The organism is Bacillus sp. cl96 (assembly GCF_900100505.1).
GTDB lineage: Bacteria > Bacillota > Bacilli > Bacillales > Bacillaceae_G > Bacillus_A > Bacillus_A cereus.
On sequence record NZ_FNDM01000001.1, the window covers coordinates 34,434 to 57,301 of the forward strand.

A 22,868-nucleotide genomic window follows, 5' to 3' on the forward strand; every position below is an offset into this window, starting at 1 on the left:
TTTAGCAATCTCTTATAGTGGACCGGAAATACCTTGTTTGCGAATCATGATGAAGTGGAAGGCCATTAAACCTAGAAGTGCTGCTGGTAAGAAGAAGACGTGAATAGCAAAGAAGCGAGTTAATGTTTGAGCGCCAACAATTTCGGAATGACCAGCGAGTAATGTTTTAATATAAGGACCAATGAGCGGTGTTTGCTCTGCAATTTGAATCCCTACTTTTGTAGCAAATAAAGCTTTCATATCCCACGGTAATAAATATCCGGTAAAACCAAGACCTAACATAACAAAGAAAATAAGAACACCAACAATCCAGTTTAACTCACGGGGCTTTTTATACGCACCTTGGAAGAAAACTCTGAGTGTATGTAAAAACATCATTACAATTACGAGACTAGCACCCCAGTGGTGCATACCACGAACAATTTGCCCATAAGCAACTTCATTTTGTAAATAGTAAACTGATTCCCAAGCATTTTTAATATCAGGCACATAATACATCGTCAAAAACATTCCAGATAAAATTTGAATTACAGTAACGAAAAAGGTAAGTCCTCCAAAGCAATAGACGAATGCAGAAAAGTGATGTGCCGGGTTTACATGTTCAGGTACTTCATGATCAGCGATATCACGCCATATTGGTGTAATATCTAATCTTTCATCCACCCAATCATAAATTTTATTTAACATCTACTTTGCACCCCCTCTTGGCTTCGCTTTTCCTAGATACAGCGTTCCATCTTTCACTTTAGACTCGTACACATCAAGCGGAGCAAGGGGTGGCGTACCTTTAATGTTAATCCCATCTTTTGTATAACGACCCCCGTGACATGGGCAAAAGAATTGATTCGGATGTGCTTTGTCCGAATTCCAGTTAACTGTACATCCTAAATGTTTACATACTGGAGAGAACGCAACAATGTCTCCGCTTTCATCTTTATGAACCCAAGCTGATTTTGGTTCTTCAGACTTGTACCAACCATCAACCTGCTTCACTTTAAAATCGAAACGCTTCGGCTCTGTTGTAATATCCTTTACTTGCGCAACAGCAACCATATCCGTTCCCGCTTCTTTTCTTAACACCGGATCAAGCGCAAATCGCGTCATCGGCATTAAAATACCGGCAGCCATAAAGCCTCCTACCCCTGTGAGTGTGTAATTTAAAAATTGTCTTCTTGACACGCGATGTTCTTTCTCGCTCACGAAAATTTCCCCCCTCTATCAGAAATTGTCCCCTCGTGATAAATTATATAAAAAATAAAAACTAGGACACTATCATGATATAATACGCTCATGCACAGGTCAATATCATACTACTCATAATAATAAGAACTTTCTGTTTATTATGAGTTTCCCCATTTCTCTTCCAACATCACCATTATATTTTTTATATGTGCATGAATAACTTCTCTTTTTGCTTGATCACTAAATTGTTCTAATGCTAATGAAGGAAACCAAAACAAATCTCCCTGTAACTCTTGCATATCCTCTTTCCATGAAAAATCACTTGTAACATAAGCAATATGCTTAAAACCTTCACTTCGTAAATGATTTGTCCATTCTTGCAAACGACCTTTTTCATTCTTTTGACTTTCTACCAAATACGTAAACGCAGGCAGTAAAAGCACTCTTCCCTTATACTCTCTTTCCAATTCCGTGCTCAACAATTCGATAAATTCACCTTGTTCTACAACCATTTTCATTTCTTTTGCTGCCGAAATTGATAACAGCGGTATTACTCCTGTATCAACATACTCTCTTGCTTGCTCAAACTGTTCCACATCTTTTACAATCCACTTCAAATTTCTTCCCTCCTTCACTTACAAATGACAGAACTTTCACTTTATATATATTAAACCATACTAAAAGAGGTAAAAAAAGAAAAACTACCCAATATAGGTAGTTTTTCTTGATGAAAGTCTGAAATTTGTAAAAATTTATTAATCCAAATAAATTCTATAAAGTTTTTAACTCTGCCGTTAATCTATGAAACGCTTCCTTATCTTGCTTATCTAACGCTTCATCAATTTGTTTCAAAAGGCGTTCTCTCCTAAACGAAAATACACTTTCTTCCAAAAACCTTTCTGCAAGTAAACGATCTTTTTCATTTACTTCAATATGCTTTGGTAGATATGGGTTTTCTTCTAATACAGCTACATAATTCGCATTTTGAAACGATGATTTAAAGTTGAGTTGAATATAAATATCCTCATCTCGATTTAAACGAATATCATGAAACGATTTTTCAGCATCTGTTGTCATAACATTTTGTTTAAAAAAGTGAAACGGTGTGTCTTTCACACAATTCGCTGACATCACTAAGCCACGCGGACAATATTTTGCATGCTCTACGAAGTGAACTTTATGCATCAATTGGTCGTGACTCATTAAATAATTCAGAATCCATACACATTCACGCTGTTTCAGTTGGTAATTATTCAAAAACCATTTTACAAAATCCTTCTTCTCGTTTACAGAAACAGGGGTATTCATAGCAATTAAGTCCCTCCTCTGTCTTTCTCTTTTCTTTTTAGATTCAAGAAGCGGCATTCAGTTTCCTTCCAACTTATGAAAAATCCTCTAAATTATATAACAACTCTTCAATATGAATTTGTGTCGGGTCTAGTTGTAATAACTGGGTAAATACTTCTTTCGCCTCTTTTCGTTTTCCTTCTTCCAATAAGAAATAACCGTACTCTTCTAAGAAGTCTGGATGATTCTTAAAAGAAGTATATGCACTTTCATAGTGTTTTAATGCATCCGAATACATTTCTAATTGTTTTTTTGCATACGCAAGATCCCAAAGTAGTTGTGTATCTGGTTCTCCACTATCAATAGCACGCTCTACAATTGCAATTAACTCTTCGTACTTTTCTTGTTCTTTTAAGATATATGCATATTTTAATGTTGCACCTAAATGCCCTGGATCTAACTCAAGCGCTTTTTGAAGAACTTCCTCTGCTTCTACTATTTTTCCTAATTTCGCCGCAATGTTCGCTAACTCTACATAAAATGGAACTGAAAGCTCATCTACTTTAATTCCTTCATGAAGCGTTTCATAGCTTTCTTGAAGCATTCCTTCTTTTTCATAGCTTTTCGCTAAATACATGTACAGTGATGCGTACTCAGGGTCTAATTCTTTTAATTCTTGCCAAGCACCAATTGCTCTCTGATATTCTTCACCTTGGTATAATGTGAAGGCATATCCAAATAATGAGTGAATATCTTTTTGTTCCTCTAGGCCTGCTTCATAATAAGAAATCGCTTCTTCCCAGTTTCCGATCGCACTTAACGTTTCTGCGAGGCGAAGTGCGATCACAACACCACCCATTACTTTATGTTCCGCTAATAGCGATTCATAATAAGTAATTGCCTTTTGTTCTTCACCTTTACTACTATATAATTCTGCTAACCCAAACGTAATAACAGGTTCATCAGGCATCATTTCTTTCGCCTTTAATAGTTTTTGCTCTGCTACATCATCAAAACCTTGCATTTGGAATAAATCTGCAACAAGTAATAACGATTGAACATATAAATCGTCATTTTCTGGAATATCATGAAGCACTTCAATCGCTTCATCTTCTTTATCTAGATCAATATATAATTCTGCTAAAAATACAGTGAATTCACTTTCTTCTGGATACAGTAAACGTAAGTCTTCAGTAATTGCTAATGCCTCATCTGTAAATCCAAGTGTATGATAGTAACGAGCGATATCATACTTCTCTTCATCATTCGCAATTTTTAATTGTTCTTTTAATAATTGTAATCCTTTTTCTGCTTCACCATTTTCAATATATGAAACAGCTTGTTCAAACTTTTGCATAAACGTCTCCTTTAATTCTAAAAAATATTCTCTTCTGTTCATTTATCATAAGCAACTCACTGTTAGAACGCAACCTTTAGAATGAGCATGCTTCTTCTTATACTTCTTCCTACAGAGTAGTTAATTGTTCAAAAGGTTCGGATATGACACCGATACCTTATCATCATCTTCTATTGTACCGCTTTCTTTTATGACCGTGCAAATAACTTCTCTCACTAATTATCAAGCCATACAAACCGTGGTTTACAGAATAACTTAATTAGCAGTCTTCAACCTTTATTTTGAATGCGATAAAAAAGGCTCCTATAATAGGAGCCTTCACAATCTCTTAAGAATATGTTTCTTCTTTCTGTACTTGCTCATTTACAAGCTCTTTCAGTAACTCTATAATTTCATCATTTTCTTCCTTCAAACCGACAGTAATACGAATACCATCATCGATACCAAATGCAGCACCAGAACGAACGATATATCCTTTTTTCATTAATCGTTCGAAAGCTTCATTACCTGGTATACCGAGTTTTAAGAAAATGAAATTTGTTTGAGATGGATAATAGAATACGTTATATTCTTTACAAAATGCATAATACTGATTTAAACCTTCAGCATTCTTTTGCACACAATCTTGTAAAAAAGCTTGATCTTCTAATGCAGCGAGTGCTACAGATTGGGCTACAGTTGATGTATTGAATGGTAACCTAGCTACTTCTAGCTGTCCAATTAACTTCGCATCCCCAATCGCATATCCGATACGAAAAGCAGCTAAACCATATGCTTTTGAAAACGTGCGTAAAACCATAAGATTTTCATACTTTTCAAGAAGTGGTAATGTTTGCGGATAGTCTTCTGCTTCCGCGTATTCATAATATGCTTCGTCCATAATAACGAGAGCCGACTTAGGAACTGATTCTAAAAATGAAAGTAATTTTTGTTTCTCAACATATGTACCTGTTGGATTATTCGGATTACAAATCCATACAATTTTCGTTTTCTCATCTACTTGCTCTAGCATTGCATCTAAATCGTGAATACCATCTTTAAGTGATACTTCACGAACTTCTGCTCCTTCAATAACAGCATGGTGATGATATTGTGAAAACGTAGGATTCGCCATTACAACGTTTGTTCCTTCATGTAGTAACGCTCGGCTAATCATTTGAATGACTTCATCTAATCCACTACCAAATAGTAGTTGTTCTGCTTTTACACCTAAATGTTCCGCTATTTTTGTCCGAAGTTCAAAGGCATATCCATCTGGATAAAGGGCATATTGGCTCGCTAAAGAAGTTAATGCTTCTGTCACACGTGCTGAGCAACCGAATGGATTTTCGTTGGATGCTAATTTAACAATTTTTGATAAACCATATTCTCGTTTTACTTCTTCAATGTTTTTCCCAGGCACATACGCTCTCAAAGTTAACAATTGCTCTTTCACTCTCATTTTTCTTCCCCCAGTCATTTCATTCAATTTGATTACAATACGGTTATAGCCCCTTACTGTAATCTTTTGTCATAACCGTCACTATTACGAGAATACCTCTAAATGAGCACTTCACAGCACTTCGCTATCATTTTAAACCATATCTTTTTGAAATGCCTCTAACGCAATATGAACAGTCTCATCTGAAATAGATACGACATTCACTACCCCATATTCCTGCATAAGCACCATATGAATTGCTCCTGCATTTGCTTTCTTATCTTGTTTCATCAATTGAACGAGGCGCTCTACATTCAAATCTCCTGGCATTTTTGGATAGCCGTATTTCAAGAACCACTGCTTCATATCTTCATAAGCAAGATCAACCTTGTACACTTGCTCACTTAAAAATATGGCGAATAACATTCCAACCGCTACACCGTCACCGTGAGTAATATTTCCATACCCTAGCTCTTTTTCAAGAGCATGTCCTAACGTATGTCCAAAATTCAAATGAGCACGTACACCCTTCTCTGTTTCATCTTGTGACACAACATTTGCCTTTACAGGAATCGCCTTCGTTAATATATGGATTAACTTCTCATCATGAAGATCCGCTAATGTTTGCACTTCTTCTTTTAACCAATGGTATAGCTCCACATCACCGATAAGAGCATGCTTTATCACCTCTGCATAACCTGAACGCCACTCTTTTTCAGGAAGAGACTGTAAAAACGGTGTATGATATACAACTGCTTCTGGCTGATGGAATGCACCAATCATATTTTTACCTAACGGATGGTTAATCGCTACTTTCCCACCCACTGCGCTATCGTGCGCTAATAAAGTTGTCGGAACCTGCACAAAGCGAATACCACGCATAAACGATGCAGCAACAAAACCAGCTAAATCTCCAATCATTCCGCCTCCAAGTGCAAGAATTAAAGAATTTCTATCTAATTTATTTTCAAGAGCTGACGTATGAGCCGCATAGAAATTTTCGAAAGACTTCTCTTTTTCGCCACTTGGTACAACAAACGAAAACACGTGCTGCTCTACTTGTAATGCATCGATAACTGTCTGTAAATGTAGTGATGCAACAGCTTCATCTGAAATAATCATTACGTTAGATACCGCTGGCTGCATATTCTGAACGATCGTTGTTAAGTTTGACAACACTTCTTTACCAACATGTACATCATATTCTTTTGATTTCGTTTGAATATGTATGTTTCCCATTAAAATCCCCTCGCATATTCATTATATTTCTCAATATTTTCACGAATTAGTTCCATACGATCTAATCCGAATTGTTCTATTAAAGCTGTCGCTAATTCCCAAGCCACAACCGCTTCTGCAACGACACTAGCTGCTGGCACTGCACAACTATCTGAACGTTCAATGCTCGCTGTAAAAGGCTCTTTCGTATCAATATCTACACTTTGAAGAGGTTTATAAAGTGTAGGTATCGGTTTCATCACACCGCGCACAACAATTGGCATTCCAGTCGTCATACCGCCTTCTAATCCACCTGCATTATTTGTTCTTCGTGTATATCCATGCTCCTCATTCCACAGAATTTCATCATGAACTTCACTTCCTGGTCTATGCGCTGCTTCAAAACCAATTCCAATCTCGACACCTTTAAAAGCATTAATACTCATAATTGCAGCTGCTAATTTCGCATCCAGTTTTCGATCATAATGCACGTAGCTACCTACTCCAATTGGCATCCCTTCCACAATTACTTCAACGATTCCACCAATTGAATCACCATTTGCTTTCGCATCATCAATCGCTTTCATCATTTGGTTACCAGCTTCGTCATCTAAGCAACGTACAGGAGATGCTTCGGTAATACTCTTTAATTCTTCAATTGAACTATACGTAATCTCCTTAGCTTGTACACCGCCAATTTCAATTACATGGCCCGCTACTTTAATACCAAGTTCTGCTAACACCTTTTTAGCAACCGCACCAGCAGCAACACGCACCGTCGTTTCGCGCGCTGACGAACGTTCCAGTACATTCCTCATATCTCTATGACCATATTTAATCGCACCATTTAAATCAGCATGCCCAGGCCTTGGTTTTGTCACTTTCCTTTTCATCTCTTTTTCTTCTTGCTCAGTTAAAGGCTCCGCCCCCATAATTTTTGTCCAGTGTGCAAAATCACGATTTTCAACAACAAGTGCAATAGGGGAACCTAATGTTTCTCCATGTCTAACACCACTTAAAATTTGCACTTGATCCGTTTCAATTTGCATGCGTCTACCGCGCCCATATCCCTTTTGCCTTCTAGCTAACTCTTCGTTTATATCATCTGCTACTAAAGACAATCCTGCCGGAACACCTTCTATAATCGTTGTAAGTTGTGGACCATGAGATTCACCAGCTGTAATATATCGCATACGTTATTCCTCTTTTCGTATATGTATTTATCTCACTATATTAACTTTTATCATTCTAAAAATATTAAAGAAATTATATCATAAATCGACCATTTTCTTATTCTATATTTCCGATAGTCCTAATTTAAATATCAACATATCATAACAGTTCAAACTTCGTAACTAACTGAAAATAAAAAAAGTGCAAGAAGAATACCCCTATTCTCCTTGCACTTTTTACTATTATCACAGTGATTAAAGCGTTTACAAATTATTTCAAAATAATTAGTAAATCCATTCATTCATTAATTTTGAGTAGTCAACTAATTCTTCTTCTTTAAAGAAAATAGCAATCTCGCGCTCTGCGCTTTCTAAAGAATCAGAACCATGGATAATGTTTTTCGCAACAGTTACACCGAAATCTCCACGAATTGTTCCAGGAGCTGCTTCATGTGGTCTTGTTTTCCCCATCATGTTACGAGCTGTATCTACTACACCTTCACCTTGCCATACCATTGCGAATACAGGTCCAGATGTAATAAAGTCTACTAACTCACCAAAGAAAGGTTTTTCCTTATGCTCAGCGTAGTGTTGTCCAGCAATTTCTGGAGTGACTTGCATTAATTTTGCACCAACTAATTGAAAGCCTTTTTTCTCAAAACGAGCTACAATTTCCCCAATGAAGGCACGTTGTACACCGTCTGGTTTTACCATTAGAAATGTTTTTTCCATAAAAAATCTCTCCACTTCTGAATTATGTATGTAATTGTATATCCCCACACACATATTATCACCCTTATCACAATTGTGCAATAGTTTTGAAATAGAGAGATTATTTTATTTTTTAGAATAAACCTTAAAATTTTCGTTTTCCAATATACTTTGCAACATTTTGTAATGCGTACTTTGCTTTTCCACGTGGGAGTGGTTTTATTATTTCTAAAGCTTTATGTAAATAACGTTCACTAAACGCAAATGCTTGATCAATTGCTGTACTATTTTTTACAGCATCAATAATTTCTTGCATTTCACTTGCTGTTGAATTTTCATGTACAGATGTGATTTTCTGACGAAGTACGGGATCTTCCATCGCATATAAAGCAGGAAGTGTAATATTCCCTTGTAGTAAATCCCCACCAGCAGGTTTTCCAAGTTTCTCTTCTGTAGAAACGAAGTCTAAAATGTCATCAATAATTTGATAAGACATTCCTACAAAATACCCATACCAAAATAGACGATTTACCGTATCACGATTAGCACCAGCAGCAATCGCTCCCAATTGACAACTCGCGGCAATTAATAATGCTGTTTTTCGCTTTATTCTTCTTAAATACGTTCTTAAATTTTGGTCATAATTGTATTTATCTTTAATTTGTTCAATTTCACCTTTACAGACTTCTAAAATAGTATGTGATAACGCTTGATGTGCCTCTGGAATTTCGATATTGGTTATACATTCAAGAGACTTAGCGAACAGATAGTCCCCTGTATACATCGCAATACGATCTCCCCATTTCGCATTCACAGTCGCACTGCCGCGTCGTAAAAATGCAGCATCAATAACATCATCGTGAACAAGAGAAGCCATATGAATAAGTTCTAACGCAACAGCAACATGCTTAATCGCATCTAACTTATAATCTCCAAATTTCCCTGCAAGCAACACAAATACAGGACGAATTCGTTTCCCACCAGCTTCAATAAGCTGTAATGCTGCCTCTTCTACTAATGGCTGTTCAGAAGCGACTGTCTTTTTTAATTCTTTTTCTATCACATTAATATCCGATCGTAAAAAAGAGTACATAAGTTGTAACTTCATATTGTTCACCTTAACCTAAAACTTCTTTTTTCTATTTTGATTCTGGTTTAATTCCTAAATGCATTGCTGCTACCCCAAAAGTAAATGGTTTCACTTGCACACGTTCAAGTCCAGCTTGCTCAAACATTTGAGCCAATTCTTTCATCCCTGGGAACGTACTAGCAGATTCTTGAAGCCATGAATATTCTTTATAACTTTTCGCAAACATCTTTCCAAATAACGGCATGATATATTTAAAGTATAAAATATACCCTTGTCGAAAACCAATCATTGTTGGTTGAGATGTTTCTAAACAGATTACTTTTCCACCTGGTTTTACTACACGCGTCATTTCTTTTAATACGTGCATATAATCCGGTACGTTACGTAAACCAAACCCAATCGTCACATAATCAAACGTATTATCTTCAAACGGAAGTTCCATTGCATTCCCATGTAGAAGTTCTACTTGTTTTAATTGTAACGCCTCTACCTTTTGCTTACCAACAGATAACATATTTTCACTGAAGTCTAAGCCAACAACCTTTCCTTGCTCACCTACGGCTCCAGCTAGCGCAATTGTCCAATCTGCGGTTCCACAGCATACATCAAGCGCTTGACTGCCTGGTTGTACATCCATAATTCGCATCGTTTCTTTCCGCCACGCTTTATGTCTTTGAAAACTAATTACAGAATTCATCACATCGTATTTATCAGAAATCTTTTCAAATACGTCATGTACTCTTTCTTCTTTTGATTGTTGCATGCTCGTACCTTCTTCCAATGTAAAATTGCTTATGTCTTCTATTTATTCCTTAACACAGAATTTATTTCATTTATGTCTGTGTGATTTTCTAAAAATTGTTTTTCTTTCTTTCTCAATTCCTTCATCCAACCATTAATCACTACTTCTGCTTTATCCCCTAAAGCATCTTGCATAGCTTGAAAAACAGGTGAATGTTGCTTATCAGCATACAATTGAATTTCTTTTTGAAGGCGATTTCCACCTAATACGTATGTGATAAATGGCTTCCAATGTGATAACTGAAAATGATCACATGTTTTTTGAAGGAGCGCAGACTCAATCGTTGCTATGCTTTTCATTATGTCATCCGTCGTTTCATGCGCTTTTTGGTATAACATAATTTTGTGTTCATTTATCTCTTTAATTCCTTCAGCAAGTGCACGAATTAAAACAATATCACGATTCATAGACAATAAATAATAATATAGTCCACTATAGTAATCGCCTGCAAGTACTGTTAATTGACGACATTTATGGAATTCAATCTCTTCCTCGCCTGCTTTATTTGATACCCTTTCATGCGTATCAAGCGCAATTTGTACAAGCATAATTGTTACTACGTAATGCTCAATTTGTTCTATATGTAAGTTTGCACTCTTTAAAGCACCATATAACAATGCTATCTTTTCTTCATCAATAAATGGTTCTTCAATATAGTTTATAAAATAAGGATGGCGTAATTTCTCCATCAATTTTTCTTTTATACCCGCATACCCTCCGTAGATGTCACACACAAAAAATCACCCTTGTTTTCTAATTCATAAAACTTATTATAACACATACACTCTATTTTCTATAACCAAAACTTGGCTACACCTACCATTCATGTAAGCAATCTTTCTAATCTCACTCTGTCTAGTTAAAACTATATCATTTATTTACTAAAAAAAAAAAGAAAAGCAGTTTCCCGCTTTTCTTTACTTCGTTTTAATAAACGATAAAATTTCACTGCGCGCTGCAGCATCATTTTCAAGCACACCACGCACTGCTGTCGTTACTGTTTTCGCACCTGGTTTTTTCACACCACGCATCGTCATACACATATGTTCTGCTTCTACTACTACCATTACACCATGAGGCTCTAGTACTTCCATAATAGAGTTCGCTACTGTTGATGTAATACGTTCTTGCAGTTGTGGGCGACGTGCAATTGTATCTACGGTACGAGCTAATTTACTTAACCCTGTTACCTTTCCACCTTGCGGAATATATGCAACGTGAGCAACTCCATAGAATGGTACTAAATGATGCTCACACATCGAATAAAATGGTATATCTTTTACTAGTACAAGCTCTTCGTGATCTTCTCCGAATACTTTATGCAAATGCTCTTTCGGATCTTCATGCATACCTGAGAACACTTCTGCGTACATTTTTGCAACACGCTTTGGTGTATCAAGTACTCCCTCACGATTTGGGTCATCCCCAATCGCCTCTAAAATAAGGCGTACTGCATGTTCAATTTGTTCTAAATTAACTTTTGCCATCCGCTAGCCCTCCCGAAAACCTAAAAGTGATACGAACACATTCTAGCATATTTATGTTTTTAAAAGCAAAAAGAAGAGTTCCCAAAAAGGAAACTCTTCTTCCCTGTTAATATGTAAGGATTATTTAACCGCATCTTTTAACGCTTTACCAGGTTTGAATGCAGGTACTTTACTTGCAGCGATTTCAATCTCCTCACCTGTTTGTGGGTTACGACCTTTACGAGCCGCACGCTCACGAACTTCGAAGTTACCGAATCCGATCAGTTGTACTTTATCACCTTGTTTTAAAGCTTCTAAGATAGAATCAAAAACAGCGTCTACTGCTTTTGTTGCGTCCTTTTTAGAAAGGGAACTTGCTTCTGCAACAGCATTGATTAAATCTGTCTTGTTCATGCCATTCACCTCCTCCCAAAGATAAGACTGTATAATGATCATAAAATGAGTCTTACTTTCATTTGTAGGCAATTTTTGCAAATTCTATACTACAAAGATGTAGATAAATCATTATCAACGCCTATATTATACGATTCTCCTTTATAATTCAATATTTTTAAGGAAATTGTTACTCTTAAAATGTGAAAATCTGATGAAACTTGACAATTTACAACAATGTATTAGATAATGACTGTTTATTTTTCTATTTTATAATCAAAAAAAACAAAAAATCCCTCTACAATGAGAGGGATTTTTTCTTATAGTATAATCGCAATTAATCCGCCAGATCCTTCATTAATAATTCTTTCTAGCGTTTCTTTTAATTTATATCTAGCATTTTCTGGCATTAAAGATAATTTCGCCTGAATTCCTTCTCGAACAATCGAGCTAAGTGAACGTCCAAATATATCAGAATTCCAAATTGATAACGGGTCATCTTCAAAATCTTGCATTAAATAACGAACTAATTCTTCACTTTGCTTTTCAGTACCAATAATCGGCTCAAACGTTGACTCTACATCTACTTTAATCATATGAATAGATGGCGCTACCGCTTTTAACTTCACACCAAACCTTGAACCGTGACGAATAATTTCTGGCTCATCTAAGCTCATATCCGCTAATGCAGGTGCTGCTACACCATATCCTGTTTGCTTAACCATACGCAGTGCATCCGCCACTTGATCGTACTCTATTTTCGCATGAGATAAATCGAGCATAAGCTTTAACAAATGATCTTTCCCTCGAATTTCTACTCCTACTACTTCTTTTAAAATCTGATCATATAATTCATCTGGCGCATATAAATCAATCTCCGCCACACCTTGCCCCATATCAATGCCAGCTAGGCTCGCTCGATCAATAAATTCATATTGACTAAACTGCCAAACAACGCGATCCACATCACGAAGACGTTTTATATCCTTCACAGTTTCTTGAACTGCTTCTTGATAACTTTGACGCAACCAATGCCCTTCATTTAGCACCATTACCCAACTCGGAAGGTTCACATTCACTTCTAATACAGGGAATTCAAATAGCGCTTCACGAAGTACATTATATACATCTGTTTCTCTTAAACTCTCCACACTCATTGCAATAACCGGGATATCATATTCTTCTGATAAACTTTGGCGTAATTGCTCTGTATCTGGATGATACGGCTGTACCGTATTAATTATCATAATGAAAGGTTTTCCTACTTCTTTCAACTCATTTACAACGCGTTCTTCTGCCTCTATATAATCTCTTCTTGGAATTTCACCAATTGTTCCATCTGTTGTAATTACAACACCAATTGTTGAATGTTCTTGAATTACTTTACGCGTGCCGATTTCTGCAGCTTCATGGAATGGAATAGGTTCTTCATACCAAGGGGTATTAATCATACGCGGGCCATTCTCATCTTCATAGCCCTTCGCTCCAGGAACCGTATATCCAACACAATCTACTAATCGAATATTCACTTCAAGTCCTTCATCTACTTCGATAGAAACCGCTTGGTTTGGAACAAACTTCGGTTCCGTCGTCATAATTGTACGACCAGCAGCACTTTGAGGCAATTCATCCTGCGCTCTTTGACGGTCAGACTCATTCTCAATATTTGGAATAACTACAAGTTCCATAAATTTTTTAATGAATGTTGATTTCCCTGTTCGAACAGCTCCTACAACTCCAAAATAAATATCACCGCCTGTTCGTTCTGCAATATCTTTAAAAATATCTACCTTTTCCAAGTGATTCCCTCCCTCAAAATTTTTGGGAATAATTCCGCGTTTATAGTCAACTAATACCTTCTCTAACGTTGCCTATAATATCTGATATAATATAATGGTATTCTAGAAGTTCGGACAATATATCATATAATTTTGTCCAATTTCATATGACTATTAAAAAATATCTTTTGTTTGCATCGTAAGTTGTATAACATAAAAAACCTTTCTTCTAGAACTTATTCACTAAAAGAAAGGTTCATGACTTATCATTTTAAAAAAATTGGTTCTCCGTCCTTTACTGTGTACGGTAAAGAATAAGCTGGTACAAACGGGGAACCTTTCGAAAGTATATTTCGAATATCTTCTCCCTCTGTAAACTGCCCTTCATTTTTTTTCAAAGCGTCATATAGGTCGATTCTATAATCAACAAAAACTTCTCCTTTTTCATTAATTACAAAAGGAAGTCCTTTACCAGAATATGGACTTGTCACTTGTGGCACATCTTTATATCCTAGTTTTTTGAAATCCAATTCATATACACCATCTGAAATTACTTTTTTAAAAGGTGGATATTGATGTTCATCACGATACATCCTAAGCTTTAAAGATAGTTCCTGAATTTGTTCAGCCATCCTAACATCAATTAACTTTACTGTCGGATTTGTTTCAACGTCTATTAATACGTATTGATATACTCCTCCACTTTCATACGCATTCCCTGGCGCTTCTTGTATGTAACGCGGGGCAATCTGTTGAAAATCGATTGGATACTTTTGATAAATAGGTGTACTCATATCCCTCGTCTTAATTGGCAATATCCCATCATTTTGCTCCTTAAATGTCACAACAGCTTTTTGAACAACCTGTAGCTGATCTTCATAAGGAACCGCATTTTGCTTCATATTTTCTTTCGGATACAGACACCCCGTTAAAAGGCTCGTACAACAAAATATTAAAATAATATGGAATTTTTTCACTAGCATCACCTTTTCATACTAATCTAATTTGCTCCGTATGTAGTATTTTCGAGACCATTCCATTTACTGCTGTACAGGTCCACTAAATACAACAAGAAAAATAACAATTCCTGACACAATCATAAGGGTGTACGCTACTAACGCTGTAATCCCTTTCAAAAATTTATTCTTTATTCTATGTCTACTTAATAAAATAAAACTTACTGCAAAAAACATAAATCCAATTGCCCCTAAAGCCAGCCACATTTTCATAAGCCCTTCTGACATATACACACCCCTTTTTATTAATCTATTTTTATACTATTTTAACAAATTAAAATCTTTAAACAAATACAAAAAGAACATTTTACTACAAATCGCGAGTATGTAACTTTAATCAATAGGTTTTCCAGCATTTCTCACCAATCTAGGCAAAAATAAAACCGAAGCGATTGTATCTCTCGCTTCGGTTGACCAAATATGCCCAAAACAGCTCTATTCCCATTCTTTCATGGCTATCATATGCAATCTCCAAACTCTTTGTTTCTCATAATTTATTTTTTAAACATTTTGCTTAACGAACCAAAATCTGTTGGCATATTATTATTAATAATCGCTTTTACAATTTGATCCTCTTGCTCTTTCGGCACTTCACGTCCCGCCATAAGAGCCACTTGATGAATTAATTGACGAAGTACAGTTTCATCACGTAAATTCGCATTTTGCACGGATGATGCTAATTTAAAAATATCCTCTTTATTTACTTTCGCTTCCTTCTCAATATTATTAAAAATATTATTATCCATTCTTTTCACCCTCTCCTCAAGTTACTCTTCATCCTATGCAAAAATGAAAAAATGGTGAAAAGACCCAAAAAATAAAAAAGCGACAGAAATACAAATGTACTTCTGTCGCTTTTCTTTACAGTAAATCAGGTATAGCTTCCACTTCATGTTTTCGAACACGTCCCATCAATGAGCCTACTGCATCTTTTACGTTATTCCCATTGAACAGCACGTCATATAAAGCAGCTGTAATCGGCATTTCAACTTCCATTTTCTCTGCCAATTCATGAGCAGCTTTCGTTGTTCTTACACCTTCCACAACCATACCCATGCTTTCTAACACTTCTTCTAAAGAGTGTCCTTTTCCAAGCATATTTCCAGCGCGCCAATTTCGGCTATGAACACTTGTACAAGTTACAATTAAGTCTCCCATACCAGTTAGACCAGCAAACGTTAACGGATTCCCGCCCATTTTTCTTCCTAAACGAGCAATCTCTGTTAAACCACGTGTCATCAATGCCGCCTTTGCATTATCACCTAATCCAAGACCATCAGTTATACCAGCAGCTAATGCGATAATATTTTTTAACGCACCACCAAGTTCAACTCCAACGATATCTGGATTTGTGTATACACGAAAATAACTATTCATAAATAAATCTTGTACTTCCTCAGCCGCTTCCATACGCTTTGCTGCAGACGTAACTGTTGTCGCTTGTCGTAAACCGACTTCTTCAGCATGACTCGGTCCAGACAGTACAACAACATCTTTAATTAAGTGCTCTGGAATTTCTTCCTCAATCACTTCCGAAATACGTTTTGACGTACCAGGTTCAATTCCTTTGCTCGCATGAATCCAAGTAATTGGTTCAGTAACAATTTCTTTCATCTCTTGTAATACATCTCTGTACGCTTTCGTTGGTACTACTAGCAGTACTGTATTTACATCTACTAATGCTTCTTCTAAAGAAGAGTAGGCTACGATTGTGCTTGGCAATGTAATGCCTGGGAGATATCGACTATTCTCATGTTTCGTATTAATTTCATCCATAAGTTCTGGGCGATTTCCCCAAATACGTACATCATGTCCATTGTCAGCTAATACCATCGCTAACGCTGTTCCCCAGCTACCTGCTCCTACTACTGTGATTTTTGTCATAAAATCACATCCTCTCCATTAGTCTCTTGCTCTAGCGATAATGTGAATCGGCGTTCCTACGAAGCCAAATGATTCACGTAAGCGATTCTTTAAGAAACGCTCATATGAGAAGTGCAATAATTCTGGATCGTTTACAAACACAACAAATGTCGGTGGTTTTACCGCAACTTGTGTTGCATAGAAAATTTTCAGACGGCTACCATTATGAGTTGGCGTCGGATTCATCGCTACCGCATCCATAATTACATCGTTTAATACGTTCGTTTGAATACGGATACTATGACTTTCATTTACCTCATCGATAACCGGTATTAATGTTTGTGTACGTTTTCTCGTTTTTGCAGATAAGAAAACAATTGGTGCGTATTCTAAGAATTGGAAATGAGCACGGATATTTTCTTCAAATGCTTTCATTGTTTTTTCGTCTTTTTTCACTGCATCCCATTTATTTACAACGATAACAACAGCTCGCCCTGAATCATGAGCATATCCAGCGATTTTTTTATCTTGCTCAATAATTCCTTCTTCACCATCTAAAACGACTAAAACAACGTCAGAACGTTCAATCGCTCTTAGCGCACGAAGTACACTATATTTTTCTGTACTTTCATACACTTTTCCTTTTTTACGCATACCAGCTGTATCAATAATTACATAATCTTTTCCATCTTTACTATATGGTGTATCGACAGCATCACGAGTTGTTCCTGCTACATTACTAACAATTACACGCTCTTGACCAAGAAGAGCATTTACAAGTGATGATTTCCCTACGTTTGGACGTCCAATTAAAGAGAAACGAATTGTGTCTTCATCATATCCGTCTTCTTCAATCTTTGGAAAATGTTGTGCAGCTTCGTCTAGTAAGTCACCTAACCCTAATCCGTGTGTACCTGAAATTGGGAATGGTTCGCCAAATCCTAATGCATAAAAGTCATAAATGTCACTGCGCATTTCCGGATTGTCCACTTTATTTACTGCAAGTACAACCGGTTTATTTGAACGATATAAAATTTTTGCAACTTCTTCATCAGCTGCTGTTACACCGTCACGACCGTTTGTCATAAAAATGATAACATCCGCTTCATCAATTGCTACTTCAGCTTGTTGACGAATTTGTGTCAAAAACGGCTCGTCTCCAATATCAATTCCGCCCGTATCAATAATATTAAATTCATGATTTAACCATTCTCCAGCGCTATAAATACGATCGCGCGTTACACCTGGAATATCTTCTACGATTGAAACTCTTTCTCCAACAATTCTATTGAAAATAGTAGATTTCCCTACGTTCGGGCGACCTACTATCGCTATTACTGGTTTCGGCATATACTTTCATCCTTTCAACTTGCTTCTGTTTATTATGTAAAAAACCCTTCTTTGTGCAAGAAGGGATTTGCATTCCAGAATATTTCTCAACGTATCAAAACACCTCACATTATAACACACGTTGCTAATGTTTCACAATAATATATACATTCTCTTGTAAGCGATGTGCAATACCATCTAAAATTGCTTCTAAATTATTTGCAACAAATTCTAGTTCCTCCGTCGATTCGCAAACGAATAAAGGAGCACCACCTGCAAATTTTTCTGGAGTCGTTGTTATAACTGCCAGAATAACACTTTCTAACATCATCTCTTATCTCCCCTTCCTTTTGGGGCTTCCGATGACATATGGACAGCACTTTCTAACGTTGGTACATTTCCTATGACACCTATCGCTTTCTCTGCATCTTGATCTTGCGGCAGGACAAAAATCCCAACCCTGCCATCCTCTAAATCACGCTTTGCTAACGGTACAAGCGCTGGTGTACCAGAATCTCTATAAATCCCTAACGCTACTGAAACATCGTGTAAAATAGCTTGTCGTTGCCCTAAATTTGAGATTGTAACCATCGCATCAATTGATTTCGGCTTTAAAATAAAACCCATACCATATTTCATAATTTCTTCTTGTCTTGCTGGCAATCCAATATTCATAATGTAAATATTGTCAATATAAAGCCCTGCTCCTTCAAAACGAAGCGGAACGTGCTCAATTTCAACAAGATCATGTAGCCTTTTACCAGACATTAATTTTTTCGCGATAAAAAATGCGATTATAGCCATAATTACTCCTGCAATCCATGAACGGAATCCTATATACGCAAACGTCGTTGCAAACGACGTTAACATTGCCAAATAATTGCGACTTTCAAAAACCAATGCAATTCCTTCAATGTATGTATTTCCACGCGGTACGAGCTCATACCCATCTAATTGTTGAAGCGTATTTCTTTCCATATTACGTACATCACGAAATTGTGTCGCTGCTAATGTAAGAAATGTAATGGCAGAAAAATCTTTTTTCAAAATAGACGGGATTGCAATCGCTCCTAAAGCAGCTGCAATTAACCCCATTGCAATATGAATAATTTTCCCATGTAGCCTCGTCGGATATTGCCGCGTATCCGTCCGAAGCATTAGCACCCTTGTAACTGTCCCCGCTATTACGCCGCATAAAATGGCTGGTGTATATTCAGTCATGTATTACCCTCGCCTTTCTTTTACGTGTTTTTCTCTTAAACCGTTCCATGTATACTGATGCTTTTGCAATCCAAAACAATATTGCCATGAATAATGTAGAAATGGCGACGATATCAAAAAATGCTAAACTACCGTAATCATATGGAAAATTCAATTTCCTAAAAATAAATGTCACTAGCAGCTCTCCTTGTAACATCCCTACATATAGAGAACATAATCGTAATATGCGATCCCCATGCAATAACACCGATGCATACACAAGAGCACTACTTAGCAGAAACACTCTATCCACCACAATCCAAATCGGATCATATATTTCTAACAGATGAAAACTTGTATATAACATTGCAATAATAAGTGCCGAAAGTAAGCTATACAATTTTTTCCAGACGGAATATAGCGTGATCCCTATAAAAGAAATAATACAAAGTAAAAGAGCATTTACTGATACCACGAATGAGGCAATCGTTACATGTAACGGAGAGCAAATTATAAAAATCAGTATACAAGCGCCTAACTTCCATCGGATAGGGTCCTTTTTCATAAAAAAGGTTACAATGATCCACCCTATCCAAGCTACAAAATAAAAAGTACTTCCATCCATCAACTTCACCTCCTATGTTTTCCATTATGGGAACTTTTTATGAAAGTTAATCCACTTTATTTACGCATAGTTTTTTCTTATAACAGCAACACTTTTAACAAGGAGGTGTTATTCATTATGGGTAAAGATCGCCAAGAACGAAAACTACGAGAATCACGCCGCGTTGAATCCGATCGTGATCAATCACTACAATATCCAGGTGCAACTGGACTTGATACACCAGAACAGGCTCGAAAACAAAACCAGCACTAATTAATACAAAAAGACGGTTTCTATATTGTACGAAACCGTCTTTTACATAATCAGTTTAATGATTTCTATTTATATCGAAATAATATTTCGCATACTATATCCTCCCATTACTTCTTTTTACCTTCACCTATTCCCATTAAAAATTAAGTTCTCTCCAGTAATTCGACAACACACCATCTACATTTTTCAACCCTTTTTCAATTACAATTTTTACGAAATGATATTTTTATATAATACTAATTCCATTCTCCACTTTATATTACGAAAAAGAATAGAACAAAAAAAAATCAACCGAATGGTTGATTTTTTATCTCCTACTATAATGCGCAGTATCAATACCACGCTGCATTAACCAATGATATGTTTCACCCTTTACAACAAGAGGTACAGATTGCAACTCTTCTATCGTCTTCGCACCAAGAGCTGTCATTATAAATTTCAAATCTGTATGTAGAAGCTCAATTTCATCTACTAACTTCTCGATACCATCTTGCATTAAAATACGTAAAAAATAACCAGCAAACGCAGTTGTATTCGCCCCTAATGCGATTGCTTTCGCTACGTCAAGCGCTGTTTGTATACCCCCAGATGCAATAAAAGAGAGGTTATTATTTGTAGAGGTTGCTTCAATAATCGAGGTTGCTGTTTGTATGCCCCAGTTATTAAAATAAGAAAGCATTCGCTGTCTTCTTTCGTTTTCAACAGCAGCAAAATTCGTACCACCTTGCCCACCAATATCAATTGCTGTTACACCTACGTTCACTAACTGTTGCATTGTTTCCTTACTCATCCCAAATCCAACTTCTTTTACAATGATAGGAACTTTACTATTTAAAACAATTTTCTCAATGCGCTGAAGTACTCCAGTAAAATCACGGTCTCCTTCTGGCATCGTTAACTCTTGTATGACATTTAAATGAATTTGTAATGCATTCGCTTCAATCATATCAACGGCGCGCTCTGCCTGCTCGATAGTTGCCTCACTACCTAAATTAGCAAAGAAAATACCATTTGGGTTTACCTTTCTAATCACCTTATAAGAAGCAGCTTCACTTTCATCTTTTAACGCCGCCATTTGCGAACCTACAGCCATAGCAAGGTTATGATGTTTCGCTACATATGCTAATTGCTCATTAATATGTAACGTTTTCTCTCCTCCACCACCAGTCATCGCATTGATAAAAATCGGCGAACTTAGTGAAAGTTCGCCGATTTTTGTTTCACATGTTATTGTGTCATAATTTGAATTTGGCAAGCTTTGATGCACAAAATCAATATCATGAAAGCCATGCGTACGAGACTGACCAGTAGAAAGAGCGTATTCAATATGATCTAATTTACGTTTTGCCCTTACCACTTGTACCCCTCATTATTTCTTTAATTTTTTCAGTTGTTCACCAATAATATCACTTAATTGGAAAGTAGCAGAATCAGCATTTGGCTCATACTGACTATAATCTTCAGTTACATTATTTTCCTCAAGCGCTTCTTTTATACTTAAAGAAATACGTTTCTCTGCTACGTGAACTTCAAGTACTTTCACTTTTACTTCTTGTCCCATTTCCAATACTTCATTCGGATTTTTCACGTGACGATTTGCAATTTGAGATACGTGTACAAGCCCTTCAACGCCCGGTAAAATCTCAACGAATGCACCAAATGTAACAAGGCGTTTTACTACTCCCTCACGAATATCTCCAGCTTTTATTTCGCCAGCAACGTTTTCCCAAGGTCCTGGTTGAGCTGCTTTAATTGATAAAGAAATACGTTGTGTATCAGCATCAACAGATAACACCTTTACCTTAACCTTTTGACCTTGCTCTAACACTTCAGAAGGTTGCTCTACACGTTCGTGTGAAATTTGTGAAATGTGAACTAAACCGTCCACTCCACCAACGTTAACGAATGCGCCAAAGTCAGTTAATCGTTGTACTGTCCCTTCAACAACGTCCCCTTCTTTTAATGAAGAAATTGCTTCTTTTTTCTTAGAATCTAGTTCTAATTCTACTACCGCTTTATGCGAAAGGATTACACGATTTTTTTCACGGTCTAATTCAACAATTTTCACCGCTAATGTTTTACCTTTATAGTCAGTAAAGTCTTCTACATAATGTACTTCTACAAGTGAAGCTGGAATAAAACCGCGAACACCAAGGTCCACAACTAATCCGCCATTCACAATATCTTTTACAGTAACATCAAATACATGACCAGAAGTAAATTTCTCTTGTAGTTCTACCCATGCTTTTTCTGCATCAACAGCACGTTTAGATAAGACAAGATCATCTTCTTCTAATTTAATAATTTTCAACTCTAGTGTTTGATCTAATTCTACAACATCGCTTGCTTTTTCAATATGAACGTTAGCTAATTCACTAATTGGAATTACGCCATCTGTTTTGTATCCAACATTTACAAGCACTTGTTTCTCTTCAACCTTCGTTACAGAACCTGTAACAACGTCACCAACTTGTAATTCTTTTGAATCCATAACTTCTTCATTCATTTTCTCTACCATGGAAATACCTCCCTACAGAATTGACAAAGCATTTTTTATGTATATACGAAATGAAAACAAAGTTTTCATTTGCATGTTTAAGAATTTCTCATCACATACTCTTTTTCAATAACATTCACAAGAAAATATATTAAACCTATATAAATAGTATACAGCAAAACCAGCTTGAAAAAAGTATGTTTTGAAATA

26 protein-coding genes are annotated in these 22,868 nt (G+C 36.4%); 1 reads left to right on the forward strand and 25 read right to left on the reverse strand.

Annotated features, from left to right (window positions below; all coding sequences use genetic code 11):
- Nucleotides 1-12: 12 nt before the first annotated feature.
- The 23 genes from qcrB to BLT20_RS00335 all read right to left on the reverse strand — a co-directional run bounded on the left by qcrB (nucleotide 13) and on the right by BLT20_RS00335 (nucleotide 19,909).
- On the reverse strand, nucleotides 13-687 hold the full coding sequence (gene qcrB / locus BLT20_RS00225; protein ID WP_000932700.1) for a menaquinol-cytochrome c reductase cytochrome b subunit: 675 nt from the start codon (nucleotides 685-687) through the stop codon (nucleotides 13-15).
- The gene (gene qcrA / locus BLT20_RS00230; RefSeq protein ID WP_001290418.1) at nucleotides 688-1,200 is read right to left on the reverse strand and encodes a menaquinol-cytochrome c reductase iron-sulfur subunit; all 513 of its coding nucleotides are present in this window, start codon (nucleotides 1,198-1,200) and stop codon (nucleotides 688-690) included.
- Between the two features lie 140 nt (nucleotides 1,201-1,340).
- Nucleotides 1,341-1,799: a YpiF family protein gene (locus BLT20_RS00235; protein ID WP_000871313.1), complete on the reverse strand. Its 459-nt coding sequence runs from the start codon at nucleotides 1,797-1,799 to the stop codon at nucleotides 1,341-1,343.
- Between the two features lie 154 nt (nucleotides 1,800-1,953).
- Entirely contained in the window at nucleotides 1,954-2,490 is a 537-nt protein-coding gene (locus BLT20_RS00240) for a ReoY family proteolytic degradation factor (protein WP_001095925.1), read from the reverse strand.
- Between the two features lie 73 nt (nucleotides 2,491-2,563).
- The gene (locus BLT20_RS00245) at nucleotides 2,564-3,826 is read right to left on the reverse strand and encodes a tetratricopeptide repeat protein (RefSeq protein ID WP_001168671.1); all 1,263 of its coding nucleotides are present in this window, start codon (nucleotides 3,824-3,826) and stop codon (nucleotides 2,564-2,566) included.
- Nucleotides 3,827-4,154: 328 nt separating this feature from the next.
- Nucleotides 4,155-5,267, reverse strand: a complete 1,113-nt coding sequence (gene hisC, locus BLT20_RS00250; RefSeq protein WP_001264019.1) for a histidinol-phosphate transaminase — start codon at nucleotides 5,265-5,267, stop codon at nucleotides 4,155-4,157.
- A gap of 132 nt (nucleotides 5,268-5,399) precedes the next feature.
- Nucleotides 5,400-6,485 (reverse strand): 3-dehydroquinate synthase, encoded by a 1,086-nt coding sequence (aroB, locus tag BLT20_RS00255; RefSeq protein WP_000526819.1) that lies wholly within the window; start codon nucleotides 6,483-6,485, stop codon nucleotides 5,400-5,402.
- Nucleotides 6,485-7,657 carry a chorismate synthase gene (gene aroC, locus BLT20_RS00260; RefSeq protein ID WP_001269385.1) on the reverse strand — a complete coding sequence of 391 codons (1,173 nt, stop codon included), beginning with the start codon at nucleotides 7,655-7,657 and terminating at the stop codon, nucleotides 6,485-6,487. The genes aroB and aroC overlap by 1 nt, the downstream gene beginning before the upstream one ends.
- Nucleotides 7,658-7,921: 264 nt before the next feature.
- Nucleotides 7,922-8,368 carry a nucleoside-diphosphate kinase gene (ndk, locus tag BLT20_RS00265; protein WP_000415883.1) on the reverse strand — a complete coding sequence of 149 codons (447 nt, stop codon included), beginning with the start codon at nucleotides 8,366-8,368 and terminating at the stop codon, nucleotides 7,922-7,924.
- Nucleotides 8,369-8,492: 124 nt separating this feature from the next.
- Nucleotides 8,493-9,455 (reverse strand): heptaprenyl diphosphate synthase component II, encoded by a 963-nt coding sequence (gene hepT / locus BLT20_RS00270; protein WP_000776077.1) that lies wholly within the window; start codon nucleotides 9,453-9,455, stop codon nucleotides 8,493-8,495.
- Nucleotides 9,456-9,486: 31 nt separating this feature from the next.
- On the reverse strand, nucleotides 9,487-10,200 hold the full coding sequence (gene menG / locus BLT20_RS00275) for a 2-heptaprenyl-1,4-naphthoquinone methyltransferase (protein ID WP_001187674.1): 714 nt from the start codon (nucleotides 10,198-10,200) through the stop codon (nucleotides 9,487-9,489).
- Nucleotides 10,201-10,238: 38 nt separating this feature from the next.
- The gene (locus BLT20_RS00280) at nucleotides 10,239-10,973 is read right to left on the reverse strand and encodes a heptaprenyl diphosphate synthase component 1 (protein ID WP_000332844.1); all 735 of its coding nucleotides are present in this window, start codon (nucleotides 10,971-10,973) and stop codon (nucleotides 10,239-10,241) included.
- 183 nt (nucleotides 10,974-11,156) lie between these two features.
- Nucleotides 11,157-11,726 carry a GTP cyclohydrolase I FolE gene (gene folE / locus BLT20_RS00285; RefSeq protein WP_001151482.1) on the reverse strand — a complete coding sequence of 190 codons (570 nt, stop codon included), beginning with the start codon at nucleotides 11,724-11,726 and terminating at the stop codon, nucleotides 11,157-11,159.
- Between the two features lie 120 nt (nucleotides 11,727-11,846).
- Nucleotides 11,847-12,119, reverse strand: coding sequence for an HU family DNA-binding protein (locus tag BLT20_RS00290; protein WP_001043860.1), 273 nt, complete (start codon nucleotides 12,117-12,119; stop codon nucleotides 11,847-11,849).
- Nucleotides 12,120-12,418: 299 nt separating this feature from the next.
- A complete protein-coding gene (spoIVA, locus tag BLT20_RS00295) occupies nucleotides 12,419-13,897 on the reverse strand; it encodes a stage IV sporulation protein A (RefSeq protein ID WP_000416519.1) in 1,479 nt (492 codons plus the stop codon).
- Nucleotides 13,898-14,142: 245 nt separating this feature from the next.
- Nucleotides 14,143-14,853: a hypothetical protein gene (locus BLT20_RS00300; protein WP_000713408.1), complete on the reverse strand. Its 711-nt coding sequence runs from the start codon at nucleotides 14,851-14,853 to the stop codon at nucleotides 14,143-14,145.
- A gap of 63 nt (nucleotides 14,854-14,916) precedes the next feature.
- Nucleotides 14,917-15,120, reverse strand: a complete 204-nt coding sequence (locus BLT20_RS00305; protein ID WP_001289008.1) for a DUF2768 domain-containing protein — start codon at nucleotides 15,118-15,120, stop codon at nucleotides 14,917-14,919.
- Between the two features lie 266 nt (nucleotides 15,121-15,386).
- Nucleotides 15,387-15,638, reverse strand: a complete 252-nt coding sequence (locus BLT20_RS00310) for a stage VI sporulation protein F (RefSeq protein WP_000369754.1) — start codon at nucleotides 15,636-15,638, stop codon at nucleotides 15,387-15,389.
- Between the two features lie 115 nt (nucleotides 15,639-15,753).
- Nucleotides 15,754-16,776, reverse strand: coding sequence for an NAD(P)H-dependent glycerol-3-phosphate dehydrogenase (locus BLT20_RS00315; protein WP_000161763.1), 1,023 nt, complete (start codon nucleotides 16,774-16,776; stop codon nucleotides 15,754-15,756).
- Between the two features lie 18 nt (nucleotides 16,777-16,794).
- Nucleotides 16,795-18,105 (reverse strand): ribosome biogenesis GTPase Der, encoded by a 1,311-nt coding sequence (engA, locus tag BLT20_RS00320; protein ID WP_001125893.1) that lies wholly within the window; start codon nucleotides 18,103-18,105, stop codon nucleotides 16,795-16,797.
- A 124-nt stretch (nucleotides 18,106-18,229) separates the two neighbouring features.
- Nucleotides 18,230-18,415, reverse strand: a complete 186-nt coding sequence (locus BLT20_RS00325) for a capping complex subunit for YIEGIA (protein ID WP_000979059.1) — start codon at nucleotides 18,413-18,415, stop codon at nucleotides 18,230-18,232.
- A complete protein-coding gene (locus BLT20_RS00330; RefSeq protein WP_000141596.1) occupies nucleotides 18,412-19,305 on the reverse strand; it encodes a YIEGIA family protein in 894 nt (297 codons plus the stop codon). Before BLT20_RS00330 ends, BLT20_RS00325 begins: the two co-directional genes overlap by 4 nt.
- Nucleotides 19,298-19,909: a YphA family membrane protein gene (locus BLT20_RS00335; protein ID WP_000349103.1), complete on the reverse strand. Its 612-nt coding sequence runs from the start codon at nucleotides 19,907-19,909 to the stop codon at nucleotides 19,298-19,300. Before BLT20_RS00335 ends, BLT20_RS00330 begins: the two co-directional genes overlap by 8 nt.
- A gap of 117 nt (nucleotides 19,910-20,026) precedes the next feature.
- Between BLT20_RS00335 and BLT20_RS30015 the strand changes: the two genes are divergently transcribed.
- A complete protein-coding gene (locus tag BLT20_RS30015; protein ID WP_000513900.1) occupies nucleotides 20,027-20,161 on the forward strand; it encodes a YpzI family protein in 135 nt (44 codons plus the stop codon).
- Between the two features lie 307 nt (nucleotides 20,162-20,468).
- Here BLT20_RS30015 and BLT20_RS00345 read toward each other — a convergent pair whose 3' ends face one another.
- Together BLT20_RS00345 and rpsA are read right to left on the reverse strand one after the other, a co-directional pair.
- Nucleotides 20,469-21,518 carry a type 2 isopentenyl-diphosphate Delta-isomerase gene (locus BLT20_RS00345; RefSeq protein ID WP_000251036.1) on the reverse strand — a complete coding sequence of 350 codons (1,050 nt, stop codon included), beginning with the start codon at nucleotides 21,516-21,518 and terminating at the stop codon, nucleotides 20,469-20,471.
- Between the two features lie 12 nt (nucleotides 21,519-21,530).
- Nucleotides 21,531-22,679 (reverse strand): 30S ribosomal protein S1, encoded by a 1,149-nt coding sequence (rpsA, locus tag BLT20_RS00350; RefSeq protein WP_000229559.1) that lies wholly within the window; start codon nucleotides 22,677-22,679, stop codon nucleotides 21,531-21,533.
- Between the last annotated feature and the right edge of the window lie 189 nt (nucleotides 22,680-22,868).